12 protein-coding genes are annotated in these 13,865 nt (G+C 38.1%); 5 read left to right on the top strand and 7 right to left on the bottom strand.

Going from position 1 to position 13,865, the window contains the following annotated elements:
* Positions 1 to 136: 136 nt before the first annotated feature.
* Positions 137 to 1,426 (top strand): DUF2268 domain-containing putative Zn-dependent protease, encoded by a 1,290-nt coding sequence (locus tag D9O48_RS14250; protein WP_126973653.1) that lies wholly within the window; start codon positions 137 to 139, stop codon positions 1,424 to 1,426.
* A 364-nt stretch (positions 1,427 to 1,790) separates the two neighbouring features.
* On the opposite strand, the gene D9O48_RS14245 is transcribed toward D9O48_RS14250, so the two are convergent.
* Complete coding sequence (locus D9O48_RS14245; RefSeq protein ID WP_126973652.1) at positions 1,791 to 2,342, bottom strand: DsbA family protein; 552 nt, start codon at positions 2,340 to 2,342, stop codon at positions 1,791 to 1,793.
* 105 nt (positions 2,343 to 2,447) lie between these two features.
* A complete protein-coding gene (gene clpB / locus D9O48_RS14240) occupies positions 2,448 to 5,051 on the bottom strand; it encodes an ATP-dependent chaperone ClpB (protein ID WP_126973651.1) in 2,604 nt (867 codons plus the stop codon).
* Positions 5,052 to 5,158: 107 nt separating this feature from the next.
* Here clpB and D9O48_RS14235 point away from each other — a divergent pair, with 107 nt between their 5' ends.
* Both D9O48_RS14235 and D9O48_RS14230 read left to right on the top strand, forming a co-directional pair.
* Complete coding sequence (locus D9O48_RS14235) at positions 5,159 to 6,175, top strand: serine hydrolase domain-containing protein (RefSeq protein WP_126973650.1); 1,017 nt, start codon at positions 5,159 to 5,161, stop codon at positions 6,173 to 6,175.
* 254 nt (positions 6,176 to 6,429) lie between these two features.
* Positions 6,430 to 8,445 (top strand): T9SS type A sorting domain-containing protein, encoded by a 2,016-nt coding sequence (locus tag D9O48_RS14230; RefSeq protein ID WP_126973649.1) that lies wholly within the window; start codon positions 6,430 to 6,432, stop codon positions 8,443 to 8,445.
* A 167-nt stretch (positions 8,446 to 8,612) separates the two neighbouring features.
* On the opposite strand, the gene D9O48_RS14225 is transcribed toward D9O48_RS14230, so the two are convergent.
* The gene (locus D9O48_RS14225; protein WP_126973648.1) at positions 8,613 to 10,085 is read right to left on the bottom strand and encodes a xylulokinase; all 1,473 of its coding nucleotides are present in this window, start codon (positions 10,083 to 10,085) and stop codon (positions 8,613 to 8,615) included.
* A gap of 96 nt (positions 10,086 to 10,181) precedes the next feature.
* Between D9O48_RS14225 and queG the strand changes: the two genes are divergently transcribed.
* Entirely contained in the window at positions 10,182 to 11,120 is a 939-nt protein-coding gene (gene queG, locus D9O48_RS14220; protein WP_126973647.1) for a tRNA epoxyqueuosine(34) reductase QueG, read from the top strand.
* Positions 11,121 to 11,309: 189 nt separating this feature from the next.
* Positions 11,310 to 11,804, top strand: coding sequence for a DUF7000 family protein (locus tag D9O48_RS14215; protein ID WP_126973646.1), 495 nt, complete (start codon positions 11,310 to 11,312; stop codon positions 11,802 to 11,804).
* An 83-nt stretch (positions 11,805 to 11,887) separates the two neighbouring features.
* Here the strand turns inward: D9O48_RS14215 and D9O48_RS19145 are convergent, their stop codons facing one another.
* The 4 genes from D9O48_RS19145 to D9O48_RS18780 form a co-directional block, all read right to left on the bottom strand.
* Positions 11,888 to 12,019, bottom strand: coding sequence for a hypothetical protein (locus D9O48_RS19145; RefSeq protein ID WP_126973645.1), 132 nt, complete (start codon positions 12,017 to 12,019; stop codon positions 11,888 to 11,890).
* Positions 11,959 to 12,150, bottom strand: coding sequence for a hypothetical protein (locus D9O48_RS18975; RefSeq protein ID WP_199750595.1), 192 nt, complete (start codon positions 12,148 to 12,150; stop codon positions 11,959 to 11,961). The genes D9O48_RS19145 and D9O48_RS18975 overlap by 61 nt, the downstream gene beginning before the upstream one ends.
* 268 nt (positions 12,151 to 12,418) lie before the next feature.
* A complete protein-coding gene (locus D9O48_RS14205; protein WP_126973644.1) occupies positions 12,419 to 12,883 on the bottom strand; it encodes a hypothetical protein in 465 nt (154 codons plus the stop codon).
* Positions 12,884 to 12,893: 10 nt separating this feature from the next.
* Positions 12,894 to 13,838 carry a colicin D domain-containing protein gene (locus D9O48_RS18780; protein WP_449404154.1) on the bottom strand — a complete coding sequence of 315 codons (945 nt, stop codon included), beginning with the start codon at positions 13,836 to 13,838 and terminating at the stop codon, positions 12,894 to 12,896.
* Positions 13,839 to 13,865: the final 27 nt, after the last annotated feature.

Raw genomic sequence — 13,865 nt, 5'->3', positions numbered from 1 at the left:
AATGATTTCATATCAGCGTCTTCACCGGTTCTTGAAATGTTAAACTGCTTTTTTACTGTCATTTTGAAACATTTCAAATTCTGAAGCGTCTATTATATTGTAATTGCAATTACAATATAAAGATATTCCTTAAATCATGAAACTAATCCAACTCACTCTGTTACTGTTTTTGGGGCAATTGGCTTTTTCGCAAAACAAACTGCACACCGAAGATGTTGTTCGCTTCTGGAATGCTTATGATAAAATCATTGCAACCGACAACTATCATGATCAGCTACAGATAATTCAAAAAGAATACCTGCAACCGGCCTCAGCAGGATTGAAGCAATTTGCAGAAATTTTAAACTACACTGACTCAGGTTATATTAATTCGATTCGTACCGCTCCGCATTTCTGGAAGACTATGCGTCAAAATACATTAACGGCCTTAAAACTGTCGAAAGAAGTCAATGCCTCGATCGATCAACTGAAAAAAAATTACCCTGAATTAAAACCCGCAGCATTATATTTTGTAATTGGGTTGGGAAATTCCGGAGGTAAGCCCATCGGTAACGACCTCGTTATTGGCTTAGAAGTAGCAGCCGGCGACTCAACAGTGAATACCAGTGAACTCAAATCAGATTTTCTAAAAAAAGTATTTGCCAGGCAGGAAGTCAGCAATATTATTTCACTGGCAATACATGAGTATATCCATACACAACAGGTATCAGACAGACACGAAAACAATTACATACTGAAACAGGCTTTAATTGAAGGTAGTTGTGATTTTCTGGCAGAACTGATTACGGGCATCCCATTGAAAAGTCCTTATATGGAATATGGAAAAAAGAATGCGGAAAAAGTGAAAGCTGATTTCAGAAAAGATTTAGTAAAGCCCAGTTTGCGAGATTGGTTTTATAACGGTACACAAGCCGAAGTAGGCGACCTTGGCTACTATGTTGGGTATACTATCAGTAAAAAATATTATGAACAGATTAAGAATAAGAAAGAAGCTATCAAAACACTGATCAGTTTAAACTACAGCGATGATGAAAAAGTATTTGAACTGCTGAACAATTCGAAATACTTTAATGGGTCTTTAAAATATGCTGATCTGAAAGCTGAAATAAACAAACGATCTCCTCGTGTAGCAGGTATTCATCCTATCAAAGCTGATCGTTTATCAGCTGCAGTCACTGAAATAGAAATTGAATTTACCCAGCCGATGAGAGAAGGGTATTCAATTAACTACTCAGACAAAGGCAAAGACTTTTTTCCGATTACCCGGGTAATTGGTTATTCAGACGACAAGAAAAAACTAAAGCTGGGAGTAAAACTTGAACCTGATAAAGAATATCAATTCGTTATTACGAATAGAAGCTTCGTTTCAGAAGATGGTTATGCACTTCAGGCTGCTGAAACACTCATCAGTTTTATTACCTATTAAACCAAAAAATATTTTCAAAACCGTTACTACTTTTCATATATACTCAATGAATAACTGCCGCCGGTAAACCAACTGGTGGCAGTTGTAGTTTAAGAGGTTTGGATTGAACAATATACCTGCAATCAACCATAACATAACGTCAATAAACAATCTATACAGCTTCCGTATTTAAAATCATTCATAACAAAAAATACCGGTTATGTTATAACCGGTATAAGAAAAACACACATGGGTTTCGGATTCGAATTATTTAAAAAACCGGGTAGTATAATGAATCAAATAAAATCCGGTACTACCTTTTATTACTTTCTTAAAAAAGGGCTGTCCTTTAGCAGGAACAGCCCACTAGTCGTTCGGCACTAACTTAATCCTTCACACTATTTAGTTCCGACAACAGCTCTTTAACTACTTTGGGTAACTTAGCCCAATTTCCATCAATCAGCACAGGCTGGTCGTTGATCATAAAACTCGGTACCGAACGTACGCCTCTATCCAACCCCTCTAATAAATCTGCTCTAACAGTCCAACCAAATGTGCTGTTAACGAGTTTATCTAAAAACTTTTTATCAGTAACGCCTTCTTCTCTTGCGTATAATCTTAAACTTATGACTCCCAATTGTTTTTCCTTTAACAACCTTTCATGCATTTCCCAGAACTTGTTTTCCTGAGCAGCTCCCACTGCGGCTTCTGCAGCTTTGTGCGATTGCTGATGTACCTGAGTTAGCGGAAAATGCCTGAAATAATATCCGATTTCTTCCGGATATTTTTCTACCATTTTTTTTGCTAACAAGTGAGCTTCCAGCGTGGCAGCAGTTTCATAATCACCAAACAATTCAATTTTAATCCGACCTGAAGAATTACCTAAACAAACCTGGGAAGAAGGTATAATTTCTATTGAAGAATTACCTATTGCCATTAAAACTCCTTTTTTTTATGGCAATTAGCTTTGGATAAGAAGCCCGTCGGCGACGGGCTTCAGGATATATAACGTGACAGTAAGAAAAAGGTTTAAACAGTTTTGTTAAACCTGATCGTTTCTAAATACAACTACTCCGTCGAATACATCGACCAGTACCGGCTTACTTTTATCGATATCACCTGCAAGAATTCGCTTAGATAATTGATTTACAATCTCTTTTTGAATTAATCTTTTCAATGGTCGGGCGCCGAACTGCTGATCAAATCCATTTTCTACCAGATAATCGATGGCGTATTCACTAAAATTTAACTGAATGCCGTTCTGAGCAACCAGTTGTTGAAGATTTTTCAGTTGAATATTGATAATTCCTCTGATTTCTTTTTTCAACAATGGTTCAAACAATATCACTTCATCCACTCTGTTCAAAAACTCAGGGCGAATCGTTTCTTTTAACAGGTTCATCACTTCAGCTTTAGCAACTTCAGCTGCACGTTCTCTTCCGATATCATTCACGTTATCGTAAGCTTCCTGAATCAGATGTGAACCTAAATTGGTCGTCATGATGATGATGGTATTCTTAAAATTCACCACTCTGCCTTTATTATCGGTTAATCGTCCGTCATCTAATACCTGTAAAAGAACATTCCAAACATCAGGGTGTGCTTTTTCAATTTCATCCAATAACACCACGCTATAAGGTTTTCGTCTAACCGATTCAGTTAACTGTCCACCTTCATCATATCCGACATACCCGGGAGGTGCGCCTACGAGTCTGGATACCGTATGTTTTTCCTGGTACTCACTCATATCGATACGGGTCATCATCGATTCATCGTTGAATAAAAATTCAGCCAATGCTTTTGCCAATTCTGTTTTACCTACACCGGTGGTACCTAAGAAAATAAATGAACCGATCGGTTTTTTGGGATCCTGTAAACCGGCTCTGCTTCTTCTAACGGCATCGGCTACCGCAGAAATTGCTTCGTCCTGGCCTACTACGCGATTGTGTAAATAATCTTCCAGGTGTAACAGTTTATCTTTTTCTGACTGAAGCATTTTGGTAACCGGAATTCCGGTTGCTTTCGCTACATTTTCAGCAATGTCTTCTGCATCAACCTCTTCTTTCAGTAATCTCTTTTCATTGAGTTCGCTGAGCGCAGTAGAATATTGAGCAATAATATTTTCCTGTTCTTTTATTTTACCGTATCTGATTTCAGCTACTCTGCCATAGTCACCATTTCTTTCTGCCTGATCAGCTTCGAGTTTTAAGTTTTCAATTTCTACCTTGGCATTCTGTACTTTTTCTACAATTTCCTTTTCTTCTTTCCATTTCGATTTAAACGTATCACGTTTTACAGCAAGGTTAGCAATTTCAGTAGCCAGCTCTTTCAGTTTAGTTTCGTCGTTCTCACGTTTAATAGCTTCTCTTTCAATTTCCAGCTGACGAATCTGGCGTTCCAGTGTATCTAACTCTTCGGGCATGCTGTTCATTTCTAAACGCAGCTTTGCAGCACTTTCATCAATCAGGTCGATCGCTTTATCGGGTAAAAAACGATCGGTGATATATCTGTTAGATAATTCAACCGCAGCAATTATAGCTTCGTCTTTGATACGCACATGGTGGTGAGTTTCATAACGATCTTTTAAGCCACGTAAAATAGAAATAGCATCTTCAACGGATGGCTCTTCAATCATTACCTTTTGGAAGCGGCGTTCCAATGCTTTATCTTTCTCAAAGAATTTTTGATATTCGTTTAAGGTAGTGGCACCGATCGCTCTTAACTCACCTCTTGCGAGGGCCGGTTTAAGAATGTTGGCAGCATCCATCGCGCCGTCGCCTCCACCAGCACCAACCAGGGTGTGAATTTCATCAATGAATAAAATAATCTCACCGTCACTGGTACTCACTTCCTTTACAACACCTTTCAATCTTTCTTCAAATTCACCTTTATATTTAGCCCCTGCAATTAATTGGCCCATGTCTAAAGCAAAAATCACTTTAGATTTTAAATTATCGGGAACATCACCATTTACGATACGCATAGCCAAACCTTCTGCAATAGCAGTTTTACCAACACCCGGTTCACCTACCAGTATCGGGTTATTCTTTGATCTGCGTGAAAGGATATGGAGGGTTCTGCGGATTTCTTCATCGCGTCCGATGACCGGATCCAGTTTACCTTCGCGTGCCAATTCATTTAAGTTCTTGGCATATTTGTTTAAAGCATTGAACTGGGTTTCATCAGTTTGACTTTTAATGGTATTTCCTTTTCTAAGATCCTTAATCGCCTGAATCAATCCTTTTTCGCTGAGCCCTGCATCTTTTAACAATTTTGCAGTTTCATCATTTCCGAGAACCAATGATAATAACAGATGTTCAACACTCACAAATTCGTCGTCGAACTGTTTCAACAAAGTAGTGGATCGTAAGATGGTATTACTCAGATCCCTACCGGCCATCTGAGCAGGAGTACCACCACCACTTACTTTGGGTAATGCATTTAAGGCTTCCTGTAATTTATTCTGAAGAACACCAATCGATACGTTGTTCTTCTTCATCAGGTATTCAACAGGAGAATCTTCCTGCTCCATCAAACTCTTCAGTAAGTGTTCAGTTTCCATGTTAACACTTTCAAGATTGAAGGCAACCTGTTGAGCTCCTGCAATAGCTTCCTGTGCTTTAATGGTATAGTTGTTCAGATTCATAATTTATTTTAAATATTTTCCTTTTTTTAACGTCGGCTTGTCGCTAAGCCTTTTGAGATTCACTATATTAGCTACAAATCACAATCCAACTCCAAAACGAAGAATTTATGTCACATCTAAACCTTAAAACCTGTCGCAAATTCAGTCTGGCTGCAGTTTTTATGCTATTTTTTCAGTTTACGCAGGCTCAGGACTTTGAAGAGGTAGGTAACTGGCTCGAAAAGCAATCGAAAATGTATGGCGGAGCTGCTTCTACCATTATTTATCATAATAATAAGATTGTTTACCAAAAGAATATAGGTGAGTTTAATGAAAAGACCCCGGTACCGCTGGGCCAGCTCACCCAACTACCAACCGCTATCATGATTTCAAAATTAGTAGAAGAAGGTGTGTTAGATTGGGATGAATCATTAGGCGATAAAATTCCTTTTCTTACTAAATACTTTAAAGGCTACATTACTCCATTTCATGGCTTAGCCCATTTAACAGGTGTAGAAAAAAACTATGGTGATGCGGGCAAAATTGCTGAAAGGAAGAAAGCGATTAACCTCGATGAAGCGATCAATGCATTGGCAACCTTAGAAATGTCGAACAATACAGGCAAAGAATATTACTTCGGAACGATTGGCCCCTACTTTCCGGCAAGAGCAGCAGAAGTTGCTACAAAAAAAACATATGATCGTTTAATGCAAGAAAAAGTAGCTCGTCCATTAAAGATGCGCTTTACAAAATTTGACCATGAGTTAGGCTACGCTCCCAATCCATCAACCGGTGGACGCGGTGCATCAATTGACTATATACAATTATTAGCCATGTTATTAAACAATGGTAAAGCAGAAGATAAAACAATACTTGGAGAAGAAAGTTTAAAGAAACTACTAACACCATCAGCACCATCAGTTACCAAAAAGTATCAGCCTGCTTATGCTAAGAACTGGGCGTATTGCCTGGGAATCTTCGAAATAGAACCAGGTGTATATGCATTAGGTAGCGAAACAGGTTCATGGGTATTCATTGATCAAAATAAGAAACTGGCTGCTGTATTATTAATAGAGAAACAACAGAAAACAGCATTACCTGAATTGTTTAATCAATGGATGAATAAAATATACGGACAATTATAATACCACTAAGTGGTAGGTACAATACTTATTCACTTACTATACATACTAATAGGTGCACGATATAAATCGCGCACCTATTTTATTTTATGCTTAAAAGCTTTTAACTACGTAAAGCTTCAGAGCAAAAGTTTGTTTTAAATCAAATAATTTGAATTAATCACAAAAAATAAAATATATACAAACATACCTCCGTTTAATGTTCGTATTAATCCTCACCCCTAAGTACCATCAACATCATTAACTAAACCTTATCAATGAAACCTTATTATTGGTTTTCAATAATCCTATTCATTAACCTCTTATGTGTTAATGAACTACAAGCAAGAATTCGTTATGTAACAACTACAGGCGCGGGTTCACAAAACGGCACAAGCTGGAGCAATGCTTATAACAATTTACAAACTGCTATTACCGCTGCCACTGCCGGTGATACAATATGGGTCAGAGCCGGTACTTATGTACCAACTACTACTCTTACCAGCGGAAGAACAGGAGTACTCTTATACTTTGGCTTAAACAAAAGCATAAAAATATTCGGGGGCTTTGCAGGTAATGAAACATCCTTTAGTCAGCGAAACTGGATTAATAACAAAACGATTTTAAGTGGTGACACCAATGGAAATGACAATAACAACATAGCAGTTAACTTAAACACAAATAGATCAGACAATAAGAAGCGGATTTTTATTATAACAGGAAATATTAACGGTGCCGAACTAGATGGATTTGTTATCAGAAACAGTTACGCTCCCACCAACAATACCTCACTCAGCTACAGCGGAACATCAATAGGAAGTGAATATGATAACTTTGTGGTAGCCAGTTGTACAGGACTTACTCTTCGAAATCTTGAATTTACCAGAAACTATTCTAACAACTGTGGCGGCCTGAACATTATCAGTTCAACAGTTCAGTTAGACAATATCAGGTTCTATGATAATATATCCAACACTGTAGGAAATGCGTTCAGGTCATCAACAGTAAATGCTCAGAATATATTTATAAGAAAGCAGGTAAGTTCTACATTTGCCAGTGGCCTGTCTATCTATAATACCAATGGAAGTGCAGAAAATGTATATATTGATTCCTGTACCTCCAGCAACTATGGTATTTTAGATATTTACCAGAGTAACTTTAATATCAACAGGCTTGAGCTTACAAGAAACAGTTCGGGAAGTTATGGGCCTTTCAGCATAGAAACAAGTACATCCAGAGTAGCTAATGTATTAATTCATAATAATACTATTACTGGAGCTACCACCGGTATCAACATGTTAGCCAGTAACAACGGAGCCTCCGGAGCCAACAATGTAATTATTGTAAATACAACGATTACCAAGAATATATATTCGGGCAACGGTACAAAATATGCCATATACAATCATGCAAACAACAGCAGTCATAATCAGGTGAGGTTATTTAATACAATTTTGTATCAGCCTTCTGTATTAAACTATAATAATAATTTTACGGCAACCGCTAACAATTATACTAATACTGCCTTAAACTCCGTTTCTAATCTGGGAAACAATCTGGTGAGTACAGCTTCGCCCTTTACAAATTATAATGCCAATGACTTCATGTTACCATTAAACAGTGATGCCCGCAATGCGGCTGACAGCACACGGTTAACAACAACATTGGGTATTACTAACTTAACGGGCGAACTGGATGTATATGGTAAAAAAAGAGTGAATCAGAATGGAAGATTAGATATAGGAGCCATAGAAGATACCTTAATAGATGTACTATTAAGGAGTGGAAAATATCACTTTGCGGTAAAACAACAAGACAGAAACGCATCGATCAATATTGAATTAAAAGACCATCCTTTTCAAACAGCTATCTTAAAGGCCGGTACAGATAATAGTAATCTGTATCAACTAAACGAGTTTGACATAAAAGACCACACTCATTTTAAACATCAGACACTGGTTGATCCGAATACTTATACTTACTTTGAATTATGGGGTGTAGAACCGAATGCACACAAAGTATTAATAGGTATACAAAAAATCAAACCGGCTAATTTAATCACATTAAAGGTTTATCCTAACCCGGCCAGTCATCAGTTACAGGTCAATACAGGAAACAGTAAAATAAACAGGCTTATCATTTATGATCTTAATGGAAGAGTCATAAAAAATATTCAAGTCAGTACAAACCAAACGGTACACATGGTTAGTATTACTGATTTAAAACCGGGCTCTTACTGGCTGAATGCCGTAGGGGAAGAAAGTAGCAACTCGACTCAGTTTATTAAACAGTAACCTCTAATCCCTTTACAAACACAAACCTGTCATTTCAATTTCAGGTACAGCAGAATTACAACAACCCTATTCTGTTGAAACTAAAAACCCTTCTCACTACTGAGAAGGGTTTTGTTGTATCGATCAATTTGCTTTTTTGCATTTTTTTTCGTAATTTATAGTAAAGGTCAGATCTTTTGTTTCCACTGTTGATAAATGTTCTGATAAACAGTACTGAGCTTTTGATCGGGTTCAATAGATTTGATCAATTCCATGCCGGTGTAACTTTCTTTGGCATTTTTATAAATTCCGGCACCTACTCCGGCAGCACGTGCTGCTCCGGCGGCACCATCGGTATTATACAACTCTACAACAGTTCCTGTAGTGTTAGCAAATACTTCTGCAAATAAATCACTTAAAAACATATTAGCATAACCTGCCCGTACGGTATTGATCTGCAGGCCCATCTGCTTCATAATTTCAACACCGTAGTTTAATGAAAAAACAATTCCTTCCTGCGCTGCCCGGGCGATATCAGCTTTGGAGTGTATATTAAAATTAATATTTCTGATACTGGCTCCAGCATCCTGATTTTTCAACACCCGCTCGGCGCCATTACCAAACGGATATAAAAGCAATCCTTTTGATCCGGGAGCAACACTGGCAGCAGCTTCATTCAGGTATTGATAAGAAGCTCCGTCGAAAAAGTTTTTACGCACCCAACTGTTTAAAATACCGGTACCATTAATACATAATAAAACGCCATACCTTGGATCAGCTTCAGTATGGTTAACATGTACAAAAGTATTCACTCTTGAATCTTCATCATACACTACCTGATCGGTAACACCATATACTACTCCTGAAGTACCGGCAGTAGCGGCGATTTCACCAGGGTTTAATACGTTCAATGAACAGGCATTATTGGGTTGATCACCTGCTCTGAAGCTGATGGGAGTTCCGGCTGCAATACCTAATTCTATTTCAGATTTTTCGTTTACTCTTGCCTGTAATCCATAAGTAGGAACAACATCTGATAATTTATTTTTATCGATTTCATAATACTTTAATAAACTATCGGCTATTTTTTCTTCTTTAAAATTCCAGAAAATACCTTCTGACAAGCCGGTAACGGTAGTCGTCATATCACCGCTTAACTTATAAGCGATGTAATCGCCCGGTAACATAATTTTGTAAATCTTATCATAGATAGCCGGTTCATTTTCTTTGACCCACTTCAATTTAGAAGCAGTGAAATTGCCCGGAGAATTCAGGAAGCTGGATAAACAATATTCATTGCCCATGTCAGCAAATGCAGCATCTCCATAAGTTACTGCCCGGCTATCGCACCAGATAATAGCTGGTCTTAAAACTTCGCCATCTTTATCCACGCAAACCAAACCATGCATCTGATAAGATATACCAATGGCTGCAATTTCTTCAGGTTTAAAAGGTATAATCGATTTCAGCTGAGCATTTACGTTTTTTACTTCCTGCCACCACTTTTCAGGATCCTGTTCAGCAAAACCGGCTTTAGGTGCATCAATGGTCATTTCCACCGAAGGTGAAAATGCAGAGGCCACAATTTTACCGGTGTCTATTTGTACTAAAGCACCTTTAACAGATGATGATCCTACATCGAGACCTAATAAGTATTTCATATTGCCGCCAAATTAACAAAATTCAGGTTAGCCCAAAAGATTTTCTGTGCAACATCAAAAGCAGATTGTTGCACTTCATTGATTAACTTTGCAGGGATGAATCCAATTTTGCATAGTCAATCAATTAAGCAATGGGCTCAGGAACTGGGCTTTAGCTACTGCGGTATTGCGGAGGCTAAAGAACTGACTGACCATGCGCATGCCCTGGAACGCTGGTTAAATAAGGGTATGCACGGCTCTATGCATTACATGGAGAATCATTTTGACCTTCGTATCGATCCGCGTAAAATCGTTCCGGGTGCCCGGTCGGTTATTACATTGTTAATGAACTATTTTCCGCAACAGGTGCAACAAACCGACGGACCGAAGATTTCAAAGTATGCATACGGTGAAGATTATCACGAAGTGATACGCCCGAAGCTGAGGATATTGCTGGAAAAAATCCGTGAGAACATTGGTGAAGTGGAAGGCCGGGGGTTTGTAGATTCTGCACCCGTTCTGGAAAGAGCGTGGGCCGAAGAAAGCGGGCTCGGCTGGATCGGAAAAAACGGCAACCTGATTACTAAACAGCAAGGTTCCTTCTTCTTTATTTCCACTTTAATAACAGACTTACCCTTAGCTTACGACAATCCATACACGAAAGACTTCTGCGGAAGTTGTACCAGATGTATAGATGCCTGCCCTACGCAGGCCATTCACCTAAACAAAGTAATCGACGGCAGTAAGTGTATTTCATATTACACGATTGAGTTAAAAGATGAAATCATACCTGCCTCTATGCAAGGGAAATTTGACGACTGGATGTTCGGCTGTGATACCTGCCAGGATGTTTGTCCGTGGAATCGTTTTTCTCAACCACACCAGCAGGCAGCTTTTTCTCCTGTAGGCATCATTCAGGACTTTAATTCATTAGAGTGGGAACAACTTACTGAAGAAGCGTTTAAAAAAGTATTCAAATTATCTCCCTTAAAAAGAAGTAAGTGGCGTGGTATCATGCGTAACCTGAAGTTTATTCAAAGTGAAAGTGACAAATAAATACATCTTTCAGGTACTATATTATCAAAAATAATATTTCTTTTCTGTACTATAACTTTTTGTTATTTTTAAACACTCCTCCCCTGCAACTACCAGTTACTCTATATAACCAAAAACTGTTCTCTCTACAACACTCAATAAAATATATAAGCTAGCCGGCCGGCAATGAAATAATTAATCAGTTTTAAAATGAAAGATTTAAATCATTACGTTGATATTTACAAAGAACAACTCAACAAAGGTGACCTTCAGAAAGCATATATTTCGTTGGTGAAGTATGTAACGAGATTGAGAACAACATTATCGAAAAACCTTTCTGAGAGGTATTCGTTTGGCAGTCTTTTTCAGGGATATATGGATTATACCTATTTTTATTATTCCAATGACTTCTTAAAAGATAGAAAACTGAAACTGGGTTTAGTTTTAAATCACTCTACAATGCAATTCGAAATCTGGCTGCTGGGGCAAACCATTCCTGTGCAGGAAAAATACTGGCAGTATTTCAAAGCAACAAAGTGGAATAAAGGCAGAACCACCAAACCAAAGTACTCCATTCTTGAAACTGTAATTGTAACAAACCCTGATTTTAATCATCTGGATAAACTTTCTAAAGAGATTGAAACAAGACTGGTAGTGATAACTGAAGAAATAATAGCAACTATTAAAAACAGTAAGCTTTTGTAGAAAGTCTGTTTCATCCCCTCCTTTGGTACCCGTCATTCGAACATTTATCATCTGCCCATTGCGTACATAAACATCCTATTCATTCAACGGGGCACGTCCATCCGGATCGGTATATAGAATGGACTATTATAAGTATAATTATAGGGAGACCAGTTCAACATACTATCCGATAACGGATCCACCTGATTCCACCTACCGATCTGCGCATTGTACATTCGGGCTCCGTAATCGTACCACTCAATACACTTCCATTGCTGAACTCTTTGCGTTGCTCTTCTTTACTGTTATATTTGAACTGATGATCCGCATCTCCAAACCCTAAAGCATTACTACTGATGCCCTGCATACCACCCTGAAAAAATAATCAACCATCGCTACTCTTGTAAATTTTGATTGGGAGTTAATCTATTACGCTTGAATTCTTAATAAGATACAAAATAGTATTGAAAAACAAAAACTGTTCTATTACAACAGCTATATCATTTATACTATCACATAAAAAAATATTATTCTATTCACACCGGATACAATCCGGCGCGAGTGAGGGGTACTTATTACGTTCACATTAACAACAAGTGTAACAAAAACAAATAGCAATATTTTGATAAACAACTTCATTGTTTAAAAATTTCTTGAGCATCCGTATTCGTTTTTAACAATGGTAATCCAAGTGATGATTTTCTTTCATAAATTATAGGGAAACGCTTTAGGAAGGCAGTATTGCTGAACTGTTCATACTTCTTAATGCTTCCAATAAGATATCCATTTAATTCATAACTGCACAAAGCATAATTGAAGTTGCTGTTACAATCAAAAAAACGATTAATAAAAATTGTAAGCTTTTTTAAGTCTTCCTCAAAGGTTTCTTTGTAAAAAATCTGTTCAGGCAAACCAATAGATAACTCTTCAAAATCAGATTCTTCAGCATCAATTATCGACACTAGGATTTGTCTTCCTGAAAATATATCAGATGTGTTTTCCCCTTCAGATAAGCTAAGCTTATTCAAACAAAATTCTATTTCCGATTTTGAAGATTTTGTTTTAGGGGCTATTAACGATATATCAAAATATTCTGGCATAAAATTTACTTTATTTGACTGCTCCTGTTGATAATAAATATTTGACTTGGTCTGCACTCAATTTCCAACCACCAAGAAGATTTCCACCCATATCAGTCATCACATTTAATCCTGTGCTTGAATTATAGTAATGTAAAGCTTGTTGGGTTCCCCTGTATGTTCCTTGAATTGGTTTTAATCCGTTCATATGTGTTCTCAAAACTCCTTCAAATTCACCAGCCATTGCTTTATTCCAATTTCCCGAAATCCCAAAATCTTTGGCGTGTCGGCTAAACATATGCTGTAAAGAACGCTGTTCTACATTAAGTATCCCCTTAGCTCCACTTGCTCCCTCAGCCATCATGGTTCCTGCTTCAGCTGCAACTCCTCCTGCTTTCAGTGCTCNNNCTTTCAGTGCTCTGGTGGCTAAACCCATTCCTTTAGTCAAAATAATTCCTTCTGCCGCCTTTTCTAAGCCGAAACCTATATCATAAGCAATTTTTTCAGCGCTCTGGTCTGGGAACTTTTTAACATAGCTAACAGCATGGTCTACCATCATACTGGTTCTAAGCCGACCCATCGGCGTACCTACCCCCTGCTCTGCTAAATTCATTAAACCACTACCCACCTCCTTCCAACCCTGAGTGGTGCCCAGGCTTCTGGCAAAGGTAAGTGTACTTTTACCTCCATCCCGAAAGCCACGCCATAAATTTCTCAGTATACCAGGCGGATCATCCGGATCCCATGGCATCATCCCATCCGGGTCTATGAAGCGAATAGGATTATCGAATGCATAATTGTACGGATTATGACGACGCATCTGGTCTGCCAATGGATCTATCTGATTCCACCTACCGATATGCGCATCGTACATTCTTGCCCCATAATCATACCACTCTAATCCACTACCATTGCTGAACTCTTGCTGCTGTAACTCCTTACCGTTGTACAGGTATTGATTCGATAACTTACCCATCACACGGCTGCTGATACTGTGGATGAG

The sequence above is a fragment of the Gynurincola endophyticus genome, assembly GCF_003991195.1.
GTDB lineage: Bacteria > Bacteroidota > Bacteroidia > Chitinophagales > Chitinophagaceae > Gynurincola > Gynurincola endophyticus.
Note: the sequence above shows the minus strand (reverse complement) of the source record. Positions and strands in the feature narration are given on the sequence as shown.

Coding starts and splice junctions, on each gene's coding strand:
- D9O48_RS14215 (WP_126973646.1), top strand. CDS start 11,310: ATGAAAGATTTAAATCATTACGTTGATATTTACAAAGAACAACTCAAC.
- D9O48_RS19145 (WP_126973645.1), bottom strand. CDS start 12,019: ATGTACAATGCGCAGATCGGTAGGTGGAATCAGGTGGATCCGTTATCG.
- D9O48_RS14230 (WP_126973649.1), top strand. CDS start 6,430: ATGAAACCTTATTATTGGTTTTCAATAATCCTATTCATTAACCTCTTA.
- D9O48_RS14225 (WP_126973648.1), bottom strand. CDS start 10,085: ATGAAATACTTATTAGGTCTCGATGTAGGATCATCATCTGTTAAAGGT.
- queG (WP_126973647.1), top strand. CDS start 10,182: ATGAATCCAATTTTGCATAGTCAATCAATTAAGCAATGGGCTCAGGAA.
- D9O48_RS14235 (WP_126973650.1), top strand. CDS start 5,159: ATGTCACATCTAAACCTTAAAACCTGTCGCAAATTCAGTCTGGCTGCA.
- D9O48_RS18975 (WP_199750595.1), bottom strand. CDS start 12,150: ATGCAGGGCATCAGTAGTAATGCTTTAGGGTTTGGAGATGCGGATCAT.
- clpB (WP_126973651.1), bottom strand. CDS start 5,051: ATGAATCTGAACAACTATACCATTAAAGCACAGGAAGCTATTGCAGGA.
- D9O48_RS14250 (WP_126973653.1), top strand. CDS start 137: ATGAAACTAATCCAACTCACTCTGTTACTGTTTTTGGGGCAATTGGCT.
- D9O48_RS14205 (WP_126973644.1), bottom strand. CDS start 12,883: ATGCCAGAATATTTTGATATATCGTTAATAGCCCCTAAAACAAAATCT.
- D9O48_RS14245 (WP_126973652.1), bottom strand. CDS start 2,342: ATGGCAATAGGTAATTCTTCAATAGAAATTATACCTTCTTCCCAGGTT.